This window comes from Modestobacter sp. DSM 44400, from assembly GCF_900107175.1.
Taxonomy (GTDB): domain Bacteria; phylum Actinomycetota; class Actinomycetes; order Mycobacteriales; family Geodermatophilaceae; genus Modestobacter.
Genome location: NZ_FNOZ01000007.1, coordinates 29,018 through 43,764, shown reverse-complemented (window position 1 = coordinate 43,764; position 14,747 = coordinate 29,018). Strand labels below are relative to the sequence as shown.

General features: G+C 75.1%; 17 protein-coding genes. 11 read left to right on the top strand and 6 right to left on the bottom strand.

Translation table 11 applies throughout. The annotated features are described in order from the left end of the window. Positions 1-63: 63 nt before the first annotated feature. From BLW04_RS28165 to BLW04_RS06730, 9 genes are all read left to right on the top strand, one after another. Positions 64-552 carry a hypothetical protein gene (locus BLW04_RS28165; RefSeq protein WP_254781135.1) on the top strand — a complete coding sequence of 163 codons (489 nt, stop codon included), beginning with the start codon at positions 64-66 and terminating at the stop codon, positions 550-552. Between the two features lie 188 nt (positions 553-740). After that, positions 741-1,202, top strand: a complete 462-nt coding sequence (locus BLW04_RS28160; protein ID WP_254781134.1) for an MFS transporter — start codon at positions 741-743, stop codon at positions 1,200-1,202. Between the two features lie 9 nt (positions 1,203-1,211). Next, on the top strand, positions 1,212-2,102 hold the full coding sequence (locus tag BLW04_RS06755) for an MFS transporter (RefSeq protein ID WP_254781133.1): 891 nt from the start codon (positions 1,212-1,214) through the stop codon (positions 2,100-2,102). 141 nt (positions 2,103-2,243) lie between these two features. Continuing rightward, the gene (locus tag BLW04_RS06750) at positions 2,244-3,014 is read left to right on the top strand and encodes a DUF4129 domain-containing protein (protein WP_091538016.1); all 771 of its coding nucleotides are present in this window, start codon (positions 2,244-2,246) and stop codon (positions 3,012-3,014) included. Beyond that, positions 3,011-3,505 carry a hypothetical protein gene (locus BLW04_RS06745; protein WP_091538015.1) on the top strand — a complete coding sequence of 165 codons (495 nt, stop codon included), beginning with the start codon at positions 3,011-3,013 and terminating at the stop codon, positions 3,503-3,505. Before BLW04_RS06750 ends, BLW04_RS06745 begins: the two co-directional genes overlap by 4 nt. Further along, complete coding sequence (locus tag BLW04_RS06740; RefSeq protein ID WP_217630880.1) at positions 3,502-4,503, top strand: AAA family ATPase; 1,002 nt, start codon at positions 3,502-3,504, stop codon at positions 4,501-4,503. The genes BLW04_RS06745 and BLW04_RS06740 overlap by 4 nt, the downstream gene beginning before the upstream one ends. Continuing rightward, on the top strand, positions 4,500-5,813 hold the full coding sequence (locus BLW04_RS06735; protein WP_091538014.1) for a DUF58 domain-containing protein: 1,314 nt from the start codon (positions 4,500-4,502) through the stop codon (positions 5,811-5,813). The genes BLW04_RS06740 and BLW04_RS06735 overlap by 4 nt, the downstream gene beginning before the upstream one ends. Further along, the gene (locus tag BLW04_RS28155; protein WP_254781132.1) at positions 5,810-6,346 is read left to right on the top strand and encodes a hypothetical protein; all 537 of its coding nucleotides are present in this window, start codon (positions 5,810-5,812) and stop codon (positions 6,344-6,346) included. Before BLW04_RS06735 ends, BLW04_RS28155 begins: the two co-directional genes overlap by 4 nt. After that, complete coding sequence (locus BLW04_RS06730; RefSeq protein ID WP_254781131.1) at positions 6,343-8,013, top strand: SpoIIE family protein phosphatase; 1,671 nt, start codon at positions 6,343-6,345, stop codon at positions 8,011-8,013. The genes BLW04_RS28155 and BLW04_RS06730 overlap by 4 nt, the downstream gene beginning before the upstream one ends. Positions 8,014-8,019: 6 nt before the next feature. On the opposite strand, the gene BLW04_RS06725 is transcribed toward BLW04_RS06730, so the two are convergent. From BLW04_RS06725 to BLW04_RS06715, 3 genes are read right to left on the bottom strand one after another with little or no spacing between them, the layout of a single operon-like run. Then, positions 8,020-8,430 (bottom strand): ankyrin repeat domain-containing protein, encoded by a 411-nt coding sequence (locus BLW04_RS06725; protein WP_091538012.1) that lies wholly within the window; start codon positions 8,428-8,430, stop codon positions 8,020-8,022. A 31-nt stretch (positions 8,431-8,461) separates the two neighbouring features. Next, positions 8,462-9,214 (bottom strand): dienelactone hydrolase family protein, encoded by a 753-nt coding sequence (locus BLW04_RS06720; RefSeq protein ID WP_091538011.1) that lies wholly within the window; start codon positions 9,212-9,214, stop codon positions 8,462-8,464. A gap of 43 nt (positions 9,215-9,257) precedes the next feature. After that, positions 9,258-9,800 carry a hypothetical protein gene (locus BLW04_RS06715; protein WP_091538010.1) on the bottom strand — a complete coding sequence of 181 codons (543 nt, stop codon included), beginning with the start codon at positions 9,798-9,800 and terminating at the stop codon, positions 9,258-9,260. A 126-nt stretch (positions 9,801-9,926) separates the two neighbouring features. Between BLW04_RS06715 and BLW04_RS06710 the strand changes: the two genes are divergently transcribed. Beyond that, positions 9,927-11,471, top strand: coding sequence for a helix-turn-helix domain-containing protein (locus tag BLW04_RS06710; RefSeq protein WP_091538009.1), 1,545 nt, complete (start codon positions 9,927-9,929; stop codon positions 11,469-11,471). Positions 11,472-11,579: 108 nt separating this feature from the next. On the opposite strand, the gene BLW04_RS06705 is transcribed toward BLW04_RS06710, so the two are convergent. The 3 genes from BLW04_RS06705 to BLW04_RS06695 form a co-directional block, all read right to left on the bottom strand. After that, the gene (locus tag BLW04_RS06705; RefSeq protein WP_091538008.1) at positions 11,580-12,104 is read right to left on the bottom strand and encodes a hypothetical protein; all 525 of its coding nucleotides are present in this window, start codon (positions 12,102-12,104) and stop codon (positions 11,580-11,582) included. A 79-nt stretch (positions 12,105-12,183) separates the two neighbouring features. After that, the gene (locus tag BLW04_RS06700) at positions 12,184-12,759 is read right to left on the bottom strand and encodes a hypothetical protein (protein ID WP_254781130.1); all 576 of its coding nucleotides are present in this window, start codon (positions 12,757-12,759) and stop codon (positions 12,184-12,186) included. 47 nt (positions 12,760-12,806) lie between these two features. Continuing rightward, entirely contained in the window at positions 12,807-13,274 is a 468-nt protein-coding gene (locus tag BLW04_RS06695) for a PPOX class F420-dependent oxidoreductase (RefSeq protein ID WP_091538006.1), read from the bottom strand. A gap of 86 nt (positions 13,275-13,360) precedes the next feature. Between BLW04_RS06695 and BLW04_RS06690 the strand changes: the two genes are divergently transcribed. Further along, a complete protein-coding gene (locus BLW04_RS06690) occupies positions 13,361-14,722 on the top strand; it encodes an AI-2E family transporter (RefSeq protein WP_091538005.1) in 1,362 nt (453 codons plus the stop codon). Positions 14,723-14,747: the final 25 nt, after the last annotated feature.

Below are 14,747 nucleotides of genomic sequence, written 5' to 3'. Positions count from 1 at the left end.
CGCCGGGCCGCCCGGCTGTGGCAGGCGGCCGGCGGGGCGCACCGTTCACTGCGGCTGGCCACGATGGAGGCCTTCGCCGACGCAGCCCACCTCGTCGCCGAGGACCTGCGGGGGGCGCTCGGGATCGAGGTGGAGGTCCTCGTGCTGCGCGGGGAGCAGCAACGGGACGTGCGTCGTCGGCTGGCCGGCAAGGAGCCCCGGAGCTGGGACGTGCTGCTGCTCGAGCAGGGCAGCCAGAGCGTCGACGTCCCGCCGCTGGAGCTGCACCGGGCCTTCGTCGGCCGGTCCGGGGAGTTCCGGGCCGGCCCGGTGGACCCACGGTTCGAGCGGTTGTTCGCCCGGCTGGTCCGGCAGACCGGCCAGCTGCGTCAGGTCCTGGCGGCCAACCGGCTCGACCGCCACGTGACCCGGCAGGCCTCCGCGCTGTTCCTGGTGGCCCCGCAGGTGCTGTACGCGGTCGGGCGACATGTCGACTTCGTGCCCTACGCGACGTCCTTCGAGCTGGCCGAGACCAGGGTCGGGCGACGGCACTGGTCCCGGCGCCGCTCCTGAGTCAGTCGGGACTCCGCAGGACGCTACCCAGCGGCCCCGCAGCCCGGCGGCGGATGTGACATGGACGTCGGCCACTGGACGGAAGGAACGGCCGGCACCCCGTCCGCCGGCGACTACTGTCCGACGCCGTGACAGCGGGGGTTGCAGGACAAGCACGGACCAGGACGGCGCCGCGGGGGCTCGTGCCGGTGCTGCTCTACCTCGGCATGCTCGTCGCCGTCGTCAGCAGCCTGGGTGCCCCGCTGGTCCCGGCGATCGCCGCCGCCAACGACGTCTCGATCACCAGCGCCCAGTGGTCGCTGACGATCACCCTGCTGGTCGGCGCGGTCGCCACCCCGGTGATCGGCCGGCTCGGTGACGGGCCGCGGCGGCGCACCGTCGTCCTGGTCGTGCTGGCGGTGGTGCTGCTCGGCAGCGTGCTCGCCGCGCTCCCGCTCGGGCTGGGGTGGCTGATCGCCGGCCGGGCGCTGCAGGGCTTCGGGCTGGGGCTCACCCCGCTGGCCATCGCCACCGCCCGCACCGTCCTGCACGGGGACCAGTCCCGCTCGGCCGTGGCGGCGCTGTCGGTGACCGTGGCCGCCGGCGTGGGGCTGGGCTACCCGGTCACCGGCGCCATCGCCGAGGTCGGCGGGGTACACGCGGCGTTCTAGTTCGGGGCGGTGGCCAGCGCCGGGGCGCTCGCCGCGGCGGCCGTCGTCTACCCGCCGTCGGGCGATGTGCCGTCCCGGCGGCTGGACGTCGCCGGCGCCGTGCTCCTCGGGGTGGGCCTGGCCACCGGGCTGCTCGCCCTCGGTGAGGGCGAGACCTGGGGCTGGTCGTCCCCGGCGGTCACCGGCCTGGCCGGAGTTGCCGTCCTGGCGCTGGTTGCGTGGGTGATCTGGCAGCTGCGGGCGCCCGCGCCGCTGGTCGACCTGCGGCTGGCGCGGGGCCGGGGCGCGGCCACGGCGCACGCCGCGGCGCTGCTGGCCGGGTTGGCCAACTACCTGCTGTTGTCGTCCGCGCCGCGACTGGCCCAGACGCCGGAGTCCAGCGGCTATGGCTTCGGCGCCTCGATCGTGGTCGCCGGCCTGGTGCTGCTGCCGTTCTCGGTGGCCAGCGTGCTGGCCAGCCAGGTGGCCCGGCGGCTGGACCGGCTGGCCGGCCCGCGCGCGGTGCTGCCGCTGGGTGCGGTGGTGCTGGGCGCCGGGCTGCTGCTGTTCGGCTTCATGCGGGGCGAGCTGTGGCAGCTGTTCGTCGATGCGGCGGTGGCCGGGCTGGGGGTGGGCTGCATCTTCGCGGCGCTGCCGGGGTTGATCGTGGCCGCCGTGCCGCCGGGTGAGACCGGCAGCGCGATGAGCCTGAACCAGGTGCTGCGCTACATCGGCTTCTCGGTCGGCAGTGCACTGAGCGCCACCCTCCTCGAGGTGGCCACGCCCGAGGGGGCGACCGTGCCGGCGAGCAGCGGCTACGCCGCGATCGCGCTCGTCGGCTGCGGTGCGTGCGCGGTCATGGCGGTGCTGACCGCTTTCGCACCGGCGCCGTCGGCTCCAGTTCCCGTCGGGAGTCGGTGAGGATTCGCCGCTGCCTCCTCACTGCGCCCGACGTCGCACTCCGCCCGCACGACTGGCGATCCCGAACGGGGCCGACGCAGGAAACCCCGATCCTCCGGCGGGGTTCCTGGCACCGGCCGGCGGGCGGTGATGGGATGCACCGTGCCTCCCGACCCCACCGGCCCAGCCGCGGACGCCGCCGCTCGGCCGGGCCGGCCGGCCGGTCCTCCGCCGGGACGCCGGCCGCTCGCCCTGGCCGCAGTCGCTTCAGCCGGCATCGTCGCGGTACTGGCCCTCGCCGGGCTCGCCGCCCGGAGCGGGTCGTACACGCGGGCGCTGCCGCCCGACCGCTCGGCCGCTCCGACGACCTACAGCCCGGCACCGTTCACGTTGCCCGGCCGCGTCGCGGCCGTACCGGCGACCACCGCACCAGCCGAGCCGGTCAACCCGGTGACCGGCTGGGTCCTGCTGGCCCTGATACTGGTCGTCGCGGCGGTCACGCTGGCCGTGCTGGTGCGGTTGGCCTGGCGGTTCTTCGCCGGCCGCGCCGTCCGCCGTCGTCCCGATCCGTCGCCGCTGGGCCCCGCGCCCCCGGTCGACGCCGAGCTTCCCGCCGCCGTCGAGCGGGCCCTGCTGGCCGTCGAGCAGCCCGACGCCCGCGAGGCCGTCGTCCGGGCGTGGTTGCTGCTCGGTGAGGCGGCGGCCGTCGCCGGCACCGCGGCCCGGACGTCGGAGACCGCCACCGAGTACGCCGAACGGCTGGCTGCGGTGCACCGGCTGCCGGTGCCGTCGGTGCACCGGCTGGCGGAGCTGTACCGGGAGGCGCGCTTCTCCGGGCACGAGGTCGGCGCCGCGCAGCGCGACGCGGCCCGCACCGAGCTGCAGCTGCTGCGCGGTGCGCTGGCCGGTCGGCCGGCCCAGGGGGCACGGTGAACTCCCGCTGGGCGGCTGCGACGGTGGCCGGTGGCGCCGTCCTGGGTGTGCTGGTCGTGGTGGGAGCCCGGCTCGCCGGCTGGGCGGTGCCGGTCTCGCTCGCCGTCCTCGCCGGGACGACGGCCGGGCTGCTGGCCGCGGTCGCCGCGCGGCTGCCGACGACCGACCCGCCGCCGTCCGCACCGGTTCCGACACCCGAGCCGCCGGCCAGCGCGTCCTTCGGCGACCTCGGCAGCCTCCGCTTCGCCGTCGAAACCGACAGCCGGGACGGCGACCGGTTCGAGGTCCGGCTGCGTCCCCGGCTGGCCGGGCTGACCGTCGAGCGGCTGTGGCAGCGCCGCGGCATCGACTGGCGCACCGACGCCGGGCGGGCCGCGGCCCGCGACGTGCTGACCCCCGCCCTGCTCGAGCTGCTCACCGCTCCCCCGCACACCCTGCGGTCCACCCCGCAGACCCTGCTCCGCTGGACCCGCGACCTGGAGGACCTGTGACCGGCCCCGTGCCCGACATCTCGACCGACCTGACCCCGGTCCGCACGGCCGAACTGGGCGCCGCCGTGCTGGACCGGGTCGGCCAGGCCGTGGTCGGCAAGCGCGACGCTCTGGAACTGGTGCTGGCCGCCGTCCTGGCCGGTGGCCACGTGCTGCTGGAGGACCTGCCCGGGCTGGGCAAGACGCTGGCCGCCCGCTCCTTCGCCCAGGCGCTCGGGCTGTCGTTCCGGCGCCTGCAGTTCACCCCCGACCTGGTGCCCGCCGACGTCACCGGGTCCTTCGTCTACGCCCAGCAGCGCGGGGAGTTCGAGTTCCGGCCCGGACCGCTGTTCGCCGGCCTGGTGCTCGCCGACGAGATCAACCGCACCCCGCCCAAGACGCAGAGCGCGCTACTGGAGGCCATGCAGGAGCGGCAGGTCACCGTGGAGGGGCAGACCTTCGGTCTGCCGGACCCCTTCTGCGTGCTGGCCACCGCCAACCCGGTGGAGTACGAGGGCACCTACGCCCTGCCCGAGGCGCAACTGGACCGCTTCCTGCTGCGCCTGTCCTTCGGCTACTCCCCGCCGGCGGAGGAGTGGCAGGTGCTCACCCGCCGACTGGCCCGTCGGCAGGAGGACGTCGTCCTGGCACCGGTCGTGGACGCCCCCACCCTGTTGGCGATGCGCCGCGCGGTGGAGGCGGTCGACGTCGAGGACTCGGTGAGCCGCTACTGCGTGAGCCTGGCCGCGGCCACCCGCGACCGGCCCGAGGTGCAGGTCGGCGCCTCGCCCCGCGGCGCGCTGGCGCTGGTGCTCACCGCCCGGGCGCTGGCCGTGCTGCGCGGCCGCGACTACGTCGTCCCTGAGGACGTGAAGGCGGTCGGGGTGGGCGCGCTGGCCCACCGGCTGACCCTGCGTCCGGAGACCTGGATGCAGCGCGTGAACACCGAGGACGTCGCCCGCGCGGTGCTGGCCGAGGTCCCCGTGCCGGCGTCCCGACTGGCGGGCACACCCCGATGAGGTGGGAGTCCACCGCGGCCGTCGCCCGGGTGAGCGTGCTGCCGGCGGGGCTGGCGCTGGTGGCGGTGCTGTTCCGGCAGCCGGACCTGCTGGTGCTGGCCGCGCCGCTGGCCCTGGCCGCGCTGCCCCTCGTCCGGCGACCGTCCGGCCGGCCGCGCCCGGTGCTCGAGCTCGGCGTGGACACCGTCGGCGAGGGCGCCGCGGTGCCGGCCGCGCTGTCGGTCGCCGACGCCGGCGGCGCGCAGACGCTGGCATTGTCCCTCGGCACGCCCGACTGGGTCCGCCCCGCCTCGGGAACCGCGGTCGCCACGGTCACCCGGCCCCGCGATGGCGCACCGGTCGGGGCGTCGGTCGCCCTGGTGGCCCGGCGGTGGGGCCACTCCGCCGTCGGCCCGGGCAGCGTGACGCTGTCGGCGTGCGGCGGGCTGCTGCGCGCCGGGCCCGGTGAGGTGCCGGCCCAGCGGGTCCGGGTCTTTCCGCTGGCCGAGCCCTACGCCGGCGACGCGCTGGTGCCCCGGGCCCGCGGCAACGTGGGCGTTCACCGGTCGCTGCGCGCCGGGGAGGGCAGCGAGCTGGCCGGTGTCCGGCCGTTCGCGCCCGGTGACCGGATGCGCCGGATCAACTGGCGCACCTCGCTGCGGTCCGGCGCGCTGCGCAGCGGCGAGCTGCAGGTCAACGCCACCACCACCGAACGGGACGCCGACGTGGTGCTGCTGCTGGACGCCCGGTTCGACGCCGGCACAAGCGACGGCGTGGACGGCCGGGCCAGCGGCATCGACATCGCGGTACGCGCCACCGCGGTGCTCGCCGACTTCTACCTCTCCCTCGGCGACCGGGTGGGCCTGATGACCTACACCGGTCAGGCGCGCCGGTTGCCCGCGCGGGCCGGCCGCGGACAGCGGGACCGGGTGCTCACCGGCCTGCTCGACACCTCCGCGCCCCGCGCCGGTGGCGGGGAACCGCGGCTGGCCGCGCCGGCCGGGCTCGACCCCCGGGCGCTGGTGCTGGTGGTCAGCCCGCTGGTCGGCCGATACGTGTTCGAGCAGGCCGCGGCGCTGGGCCGCGCCGGGCACACGGTGGTGGTGGTGAACACGCTTCCGGCCGACGCCGCACCCGAGGACGCCGGGCCCTGGACGGTGCCGGTCACCCGGCTGTGGCTGCTGGAGCGGGCGACCCGGATCGCCCAGCTGCGGTCCTTCGGCGTCCCGGTGGTGTCGTGGCGGGGCCGGGGCAGCCTGGACACCGTCCTGCAGCAGCTGACCCGGGCGGCGTCGCGGGGCGGTGCGTCCTGGGGCGGTGGCCGGCGGTGAGCCCCCGCGTCGCCCTCGTCGTCGCCGGGCTCGCCGCCCTGGCGCTGCCGCTGCCCTCGCCCACCATCCTGGGCATCGCCCTGACCGCGACCGGACTGGTCGCGCTGACCGTGTCGGCCACCTCGCCGGGGTCCAGTGGGCCGGCGGTGCTGATCGTCGCCGCGGCGCTGTCCTGGCTGACCTCCCCGCACGACGACTCGGTGCCGCGGCTGGTCATCCTCGCGCTGGCGCTCGCCGCCGTCCACTCCGCGGCCGCGCTGGCTGCTGTCGTCCCGTCGTCGGCCCGGGTGCCGGGCCGGCTGACGCTGCGCTGGGCCGGATGGACGGCGGCGGCGACCGCCGGTGGGGTGCTGGTGACCGCACTGCCCGGGCTGCTGCCGGCCGCGCCGCCGCCGGTGCTGGTCACCGGCGCGGCGGTCGGCGCCCTGCTTTCGGCCGTCGCGGTCGCCGCCGCGGTGACGCACCGGAATGGTGTTGGATCGGATCGTCCGCCGGACGCACGTGTGACGGGAAGAAAGCAGGTGCACGGGTGACGCCGGAAGCCAGCCTCTCCGCGGGGGGCAGCGACCTGCTCGACGGGCTCCCCGACGCGGTGATCGTGGCCGGCGACGACGGGCTCGTCCGGTACACCAACGCGGCGGTGACCACCCTGCTCGGGTACGACCCGGACGCCCTGCGCGGCCGACCGCTGACCGACCTGATGCCCGAGCGGTTCCGCTCGGCCCACGACTCCGGGTTCTCCCGCTTCCTGGCGACCGGGCGCGGCGAGCTCTTCGGCGTCACCACCCGGGTGGCCGCGCTGACCGCCGCGGGGGCCGAGATCGCCGTCGACCTGACCCTGTCCCGGCTGACCCCGCCGACGCCCGGGGGTGCCGGCGCCCTCGGCGGCGTCGTCGTCGGCGTCCTACGCGACGCCGGTCCCGCCGTCCTCCTGGAGCACCAGCTGCAGGTCAGCCGCTACCTCACCGCCACCCTGCGGGTCACCGCCGCGCTGGCCGACGCCCCCGATGCCGGAGCCGCCTTCGCGGGCCTGCTCCCCACCCTCTGCGAGCAGCTGGACTGGGACGCCGCCGTCCTGTGGCAACCGGAGGACAGCACCGGCCGGCTGACCTGCGCCGGCACCTGGCACGCGCCGGGCCGCCCCGCGCCCGAGCTGGACGGCCAGAGCCAGCGGCTCACCCTCTCCCCCGGTGAGGGTCTGGCCGGCCGGGTGTGGGAGTCCCACGAGGTTACGGTCGCGCTGGACCTGTGGACGGCGCCGAACTTCCCGCGCGGACCGGCCGCCCGGGCCGATGGCGTCCGCACCGGGCTGGCCTTTCCCGTGCTCGGCGGTGGCGCGGTGCTGGCCGTCTGCGAGCTGTTCTCCCGGGACTCCCGCGCGGTGCCACCGGAGCTGCTGGCGGTGCTCGCCGGCGCCGGCCGCCAGATCGGCCAGTTCCTGGACCGGTTGCGCGCCGAGGCCCAGTTCCGCGCACTGGCCGAGACCCTGCAGCGCAGCCTGCTGCCGGCCCGGCTCCCGGCGGTGCCCGGGGTGCAGCTCGGGTCCCGCTACCGGGCGGGCGGGGAGGACGTGCTCGCCGGGGGCGACACCTACGACGTCCTGCCGCTGCCGGACGGGCGCTGGATGGTCCTGATCGCCGACGTCTGCGGGCTGGGTGCGGAGGCCGCCGCGGTGACCGCGCTGACCCGGCACACCGCCCGCGCCGTCGCCGTGGCCGGTGGCGCCCCGGGTCAGGTGCTGGCCGCGGTGAACGCCGCGCTCCTCCAGGAGGACACCCCTGGACCGCTGCGGTTCGTGACCGCGTGCTGCCTGCTGCTGGACTCCGGCACCGCAGGTGCCGACGTCCGGTTGAGCGTGGCCGGGCACCCGCTGCCGATGCTCCGGACGGCGGACGGGTCGTGCACCGAGGTCGGCACGCCCGGCCGGGCGCTGGGCATCACGGCCGAGGTCTCCCACCCCGAGGCGGCCGTCCACCTCGGGCCCGGCAGCACACTGGTGCTCTACACCGACGGCATCACCGAGGCCCGGGACGCCGCAGGTGTCCAGTTCGACGAGACCGGCATCTGCGCGACCCTCACCGCTGCGGCCGGGCTGTCCGCGCAGGCCACGGCCGACGCGATCGACGAGGCGGTGGCCCGCCACCGCGGGGACCGACGGGGTGCGGGAGACGACCTCGCGGTGCTCGTCCTCGCCTGCTGAGCTGGGTCAGGCGTCGCCCGGCGACAGCAGTGCGGACATCGCCGGCAGCTCGAAGAACGCCGCGGTCGCCCGGGCGCTGGGCTGCCCGCCGTCCGGGTCGGCGCCGGCCGCCAGCAGGTGGCGCACCGTGTCGGCCGACTGCTTGAAGACCGCGGCCGACAGCGGGTCCTGCCCGCGGTCGTTGGTCCGGCTGTGGTCGGCGCCGTGCGCCAGCAGGGCGGCCACGGCGTCCGGGTGACCGTGGTAGGCCGCCAGGATCAGCAGCGTGTCGCCCTTGTCGTTGGTGAGATTGGCCGGTACCCCGGCGTCGAGGTAGGCGGTCAGCTCCTCGGTGTACCCGCCCCGCGCCAGGTCGAAGACCCGACCGGCCAGCTCGATCACGTCCGGGTCGATCGCCCCGCCCTGCTGCTCGCTCACGGCAGGCAGCGTAGGCGACCGACCCGGGGGCTCAGCGGGCGGCGACCCGGTCGGTGAGGGCGAGCACGTGCTGCCAGGCGTCCTGGCAGACGTCGGCCCACTCGTCGAAGGCCCGGTCGAAGAAGGAGTGCGGCGCGCCGTCGTAGACGACGTCGTCGACCTCGGCGCCCGCGGCGCGCATCGTCTCGGCCAGCGCGCGCTGGTCCTCGACCGGGGTGGCGGCGTCGGCGCCGGCGATCAGCATCACGGTGGGCTTCGCGGCGCGGGTCGCAGCCTCCCCCACCATGCTGGGCCGGCCGTAGAACCCGGCGCAACCGGCCAGGTCCAGCGAGCCGCCCGACTGGCGCCAGGAGTTGCTGCCGCCGAAGCAGAAGCCGACGGTCACCACCGGCAGGTCCGGGGCGGTGCGGCTGCGCAGGTACTCGATCCCCGCCACGATGTCGGCGTCGATGCCGGTCTCGGTGGTCTGCGGGATCTGGCTCTGCCAGTCGAACTCTTCCTCGCGGGTGCCGGTCCCGGCCAGGCCCGCGGTCCGTCCGAAGTAGTCGATGGCGACCGCGGCCAGGCCGGCCTCGGCGAACCGCTCGGCCAGCGCCACGTAGTACGGATGGAGCCCGCGGACGTCGGGAAGCACCACCACACCGCCCCGCGGGGTGATGGCCGGAGCGGCGTAGGCGGCGGAGAGCTGGTTGCCGTCGGTGGCGGTAAGGGTCAGCAGCCCCCGCTCGGCCACCTTCCCCGAGCGCGGCGGTGCGGGCGGGCGGCTGTCGTGGTCGTGGCACATGCCCGTCTGTCTACCGCCACACCCGGGCCGTCGCCCGGCGGGGTCAGGCCTCCTCGACGTCGACCGCGGACGGGTCGCCGCCGAACACCTCCGCCGCGACCTCGCGGCGCACGTCGGTCAGCCAGTGGTACTGCCGGTTGGCCTGGGTGATCAGCCCGTCCAGCAGCACCTTGTCGATGCGTGGCTCCACTTCGGCGGCGATCCGGAGCGTCTCGAAGCCGCTGCGCTTGCCGCGGACGGCGGAGGCGAGGAACTCGAACTCGAGCAGCGAGCTGGACGGGGAGCGGGTGGCCAGCCGGCCGTTGAGCTTGGCGCGGCTGGCCTTCTCCGCGATCCAGGCCGCCACCTGCTTGTACTGGCGCACCGGAACGCCGAGAGCGGCCATGGTGGCGCCCAGCGCGGACTTCTCCTCACGCAGCTCACCGAGCAGCTGGCGCAGGGGTTGCTCGTGCCGGGTGCCGCGGTGCGAGCCGATCATCCGGGAGACCAGCTCGATGCCCCCCGTGGAGGCGGCCAGGTGGTCGTTGGTGTAGACGGCGAGCAGGTCGGGGTGGCCAACGCCGCTCGTGGTCGGGTTCTCGGACACGGGATCTCCTCGCGGTGGGACGGCCGGACGGCATCCCCATTCTGTCTGGTCGCCGGGCGGGGGGCACCGCGAGCGAGGGCCGACGACGACCGAACTGATCTCATCTGTGAGATATCGTCGGCCGCGATGACGCTCACCGAGGAAGCCACCGCTCAGTCGCTGCGCCAGATCGGCAACCTGGTGCGGGACGCCCGCCGGCACCACGGCCTGACCCAGAGCCAGCTCGCCGAACGGCTGGCCACCAGCCAGAGCGCGATCGCCCGGATCGAGCAAGGCAACCAGAACCTCACCCTGGAGTTGCTCGGCCGGCTGTCCGCGGCGCTGGAGAGCGAGCTGATCACCGTTGGCCGGTCCGGGCCCACCCACCTGCGGGTGCGCGGCGGCACTCCCCTGTCGGGCCGGGTGACGGTCAAGTCGTCGAAGAACGCCGCGGTCGCCCTGCTCTGCGCCTCGCTGCTCAACCGCGGCCGGACGACGCTGCGCAACGTCTCGCGCATCGTGGAGGTCGACCGGATCCTGGACGTGCTGACCTCGATCGGGGTCTCGGCCACCTGGGACGAGGCCGGCCGCGACCTGACCATCGTCGTCCCCGAGCGGCTGGACCTGTCCGCCATCGACGCCGACGCGGCCCGCCGCACCCGCAGCATCATCATGTTCCTGGGCCCGCTGCTGCACCGCGCCGAGACCTTCGAGCTGCCCTACGCCGGCGGCTGCGACCTGGGGACCCGCACGGTCGAGCCGCACATGATCGCGCTGCGCCCCTTCGGCCTGGACGTCGAGGCGCGCGCCGGGGAGTACCACGCCACGGTCACCCGGCCGGAGTCCCGGGACCGCACCATCGTGCTCACCGAGCGCGGGGACACCGTCACCGAGAACGCGCTGCTCGCCGCCGCCCGCCACGACGGGACGACGACCATCCGCAACGCCTCTCCCAACTACATGGTGCAGGACCTCTGCCTGTACCTACAGCTGCTCGGCGTGTGCATCGAGGGCTTCGGGACGACGACGCTGGTGGTCACCGGCTCCTCCGTGCTGGACGCCGACGTCGACTACCCGCTGAGCGAGGACCCGGTGGAGGCGATGAGCCTGCTCACCGCGGGGATCGTGACCAACTCCGAGCTGACCGTGGCCCGGGCCCCGATCGAGTTCCTGGAGATCGAGCTGGCGATATTGGCCGAGATGGGCCTGCGGTTCGACCTGTCACCGGAGTACCCGGCCGACAACGGCCGCACCCGGCTGGTCGACGTGACGATCCACCCCTCGCAGCTGCGGGCGCCCATCGACAAGGTGCACCCGATGCCGTTCCCGGGCCTCAACATCGACAACCTGCCGTTCTTCGCGGTGATCGCCGCGACCGCCGCCGGCGGGACGCTGATCCACGACTGGGTCTACGACAACCGGGCCATCCACCTGTCCGACCTGACCCGGCTCGGCGCCGACGTCCGGCTGCTGGACCCGCACCGGGTGCTGGTCGAGGGCCCGACCCGCTGGTCGGCCGCCGAGATCGTCTGCCCGCCCGCGCTGCGCCCGGCGGTCTGCATCCTGCTGGCCATGCTGGCGGCCAGGGGCGAGTCGGTGCTGCGCAACGTGGACATCATCGCGCGCGGCTACGAGCAGCTGTATGAGCGACTGGTGGAGATGGGCGCCCGGATCGAGGTGTTCACCGATTGAGCAGTGCGGCATGCGAAGCATCCCGCACTGCTCAAGAAGCATCCCGCACTGCTCAATCGGGACAGGAAGGCGCTCGGCGCAACCCCTGACGTGGCCCTTCGGACCCCGTCAGGGGTTGCGGAGCAGGGTGGCAACCCCGGCGCAGCCGACCGCCCACAGGCCGCTGGCCAGCGTGCCGATGATGAAGCGCTCGGCGGCGACCGGCGCCTTCAGCTCGTTGAACCGGCCGAGCCCCTTCACCGCAATGAGAACGGCGAGCCCCTCCTGCCAGCCGGCGAGCAGGGTGCCGGCCACCGCGATCCGCTCGAGGACGCCGATCCACGCGCCGCCGCGGAGCACCTCCGGGTCCGACGCGCGGCGGCGGGACGGCCCCCGGTCGGGGTCGGCGACCCGGAGCACCGCGGTGGTGATCGGTCCGCCGCCCGTGGCCGCCGTGGCAACGCCCAGCAGCAGCCCGGTCGTCCGCACCGTGTCCGACGCCGGTGCCGCGCGCCACGCCAGCAGCGCGGCCGCGGCGAGCAGCAGGAGCAGCAGCACCGCGCCGACTGGACCCCGGACCCGCTCCCCGCGCAGCGCCAGCAGGGTCCCGGCGAGCACCAGGACGCCCTGCACGGCCAGCGTCGCGATGCTCACTGCTCGACTCCCCCCGTGCTCCGCTCCTCGGTCGCCGGCGCTCCCTGCGATGCTCGCGCGGGCGTCGTCGTCGCGACGCTCATCCACCCGCCAGGGCCAGCAACCGGACCGCGGTCGGCCGCAGGTCGCGCTCCACGTCCCAAAGGCCGGCGGCCAGCCGCTGACCGACCGCCTGCCGGGTGACCCCGAGCTCGGCGGCGGCCTCGGCCTGGGTGCGACCCGCCGTGACCAGGACGATGGCCTCCCACGCCTGGGCGCTGCGCCGGTCGACCAGCACCGCGAGGGCGGTCAGCACGGCCTGGGCATCCGCGGCCGCCGTCGTCGCGGGGCTCCGGACGGCGACCCGGGAGGGCCGCCGCTTGGCTGCCTCCACCGCGGCACGCGCGCAGATGAAGGCGGCGCCGGCGCCGGCCCGGGTGCTGGCGGGCAGCGGGGTCTGCACGGGCCCCGCCCCCACCCCGATGCTCCAGCCGCCGGCGCGCACCAGGTCCAGCACCACGCCGACGACCGCGACCGGGTCGTCCAGCACGCCCTGCAGCTCGTCGCCGGCCGTCCGCTCGAACCGGAGAACCGTGGGCGCACCGGACAGCGCGGACAGCGCGCCGGGCACGCGGTCGGGACCGCGGCGGCTGCCCTTCTGGTCGATGGTCAACACGAACGGCACCCCGCAAGTTAAGCACCTTGCCTGACGTAGAGCAAGGCTCAGGCCTTGTCGACCACGGAGGGTGGAAAGCCGCCGGTGGCGACCGGGCCCCAGCGCTCCACGGTGACGCGCACCAGCGACTTGCCCTGCCGCGCCATCGCAGCGCGGTACTCGTCCCAGTCGGGGTGCTCGCCGCTGATCGACCGGAAGTACTCGACCAGTGGTTCCAGCGCCTCGGGCAGGTCCAGCACCTCCGTCGCACCGTCCAGCTGCACCCACGGCCCGTCCCACTCGTCGGAGAGCACGCACAGCGACACCGCTGGGTCGCGGCGGACGTTGACCACCTTGGCCCGCTGCGGATAGGTGGACACGACGACCCGCCCCTCGGCGTCGACGCCGTAGGTGACCGGCGACAGCTGGGGGCTGCCGTCGCCCCGGCGGGTCATCAGCACGGCGCGGTGGCGGGGTCGGAGGAAGGCGAGCAGCTCGTCGCGGTCGACGCGGTCGGCGGTAGCGGTCGTCGGCATGCCGGCAACCTACGACCGTCTCCCGACACTTCCGGCGGCGCACCGCTCACCCGGTGTCCGGGGGGTGGGTGTGTTGGGATCGACGCATGCCTGACAGTCCCGGCGAGTCCGCCGTCCCGGTCCCCCACGGGAGCACCAACGCCGACACGGGCACCGCCACCACCAAGGCCCCCGTCCCCGGCCCCGACCGGGCGGAGAAGCTGCAGCGCGCCAGCCGGCGGGTGGCCACGGCCTCCGGCCAGCTCCTGCTCATCGTCGCCGCCCTCATCGTGGTCGGCTACGTGCTGGGCAAGCTCTGGGTCGTCCTCCTGCCCGTCGTCCTGGGCCTGTTGTTCACCACGGTGCTGTGGCCGCCGACCCGGTTCCTGCGTAAGCACGGCTGGCCGGCGGCGCTGGCCAGCATCGTCGTGCTGCTGGTCTTCCTGGGCGCCCTCGGCGGGATCATCGCGGTGATCGCACCGCAGGTCATCAGCCAGGTCGAGGACCTCGCCAACGGGGTCACCGGCGGACTGCAGCAGCTGCAGGAGTACATCGCGGGCCCGCCGTTCAACCTCGGTGACCAGCAGATCGGCAATGCCGTCGACTCGGTAATCAACAGCGTGCAGAGCAACGCGCAGAACATCGCCGGCTACGCGGTCACCACGGCCACCACCGTCGGCAACGTCCTGATCAACCTGGTGCTGGCGCTCGTCCTGGCGTTCTTCTTCCTCAAGGACGGCCCGCGCTGGACCCCCTGGCTGGCGGCGCAGACCGGCGCCCGCGCGGCACCGCACATCGCGGCGCTGTCGGCGAAGGCATGGACGACCCTGTCGGAATTCATCCGCCAACAGGCGCTCGTCGGGTTCGTCGACGCCTTCTTCATCGGGCTCGGCCTGCTGTTCTTCGGCGTGCCACTGGTGCTGCCGCTGACCGTGCTGACCTTCTTCGGCGCCTTCGTCCCGATCATCGGCGCCTTCGTGGCCGGCTCATTCGCGATCCTGATCGCGTTGGTCAGCAACGGGGTCAGCACCGCGATCTGGATCCTGGTCGTCGTGCTACTGGTGCAGCAGCTGGAGGGCAACGTCCTGCAGCCGATCATCCAGGGCCGCGGGCTGAACCTGCACGCCGCCGTGGTGATCCTCGCGGTGACCGCAGGCAGCAGCCTCGCCGGCATCATCGGGGCCTTCCTGGCGGTCCCGGTGACCGCGCTGATCGCCGTGGCCTACCGCTACGGCCGTGACCAGCTCGACGGGCTCGCCCCGGAGGTGGACGCAGACGGCACCAGCCAACAGCTCACCGGCGACTCCTCCGGCGCCCAGCTGGTGCGCCGGCCGGCCGAGGAGGAGGCCCCGGCCAACCCCGACGCCGAGGGCGTCGCGCCGGCGCTGGCCGGGGCCTCGGCCAGCGGTGCGCGCGGCTCCCGGACCGTGCTCGGGAATGCCCGGCGCCTGCTCCGGCTTCACCGCTAGAAGAGCTGGACCGACCGAGCGGGAG

Bases quoted from the DNA above. Each gene is read 5' to 3' on its own strand.
- BLW04_RS28165 (WP_254781135.1), top strand. From the start codon at position 64: ATGGAGGCCTTCGCCGACGCAGCCCACCTCGTCGCCGAGGACCTGCGG.
- BLW04_RS06735 (WP_091538014.1), top strand. From the start codon at position 4,500: ATGAGGTGGGAGTCCACCGCGGCCGTCGCCCGGGTGAGCGTGCTGCCG.
- BLW04_RS06720 (WP_091538011.1), bottom strand. From the start codon at position 9,214: ATGTGCCACGACCACGACAGCCGCCCGCCCGCACCGCCGCGCTCGGGG.
- BLW04_RS06710 (WP_091538009.1), top strand. From the start codon at position 9,927: ATGACGCTCACCGAGGAAGCCACCGCTCAGTCGCTGCGCCAGATCGGC.
- BLW04_RS06695 (WP_091538006.1), bottom strand. From the start codon at position 13,274: ATGCCGACGACCGCTACCGCCGACCGCGTCGACCGCGACGAGCTGCTC.
- BLW04_RS06690 (WP_091538005.1), top strand. From the start codon at position 13,361: ATGCCTGACAGTCCCGGCGAGTCCGCCGTCCCGGTCCCCCACGGGAGC.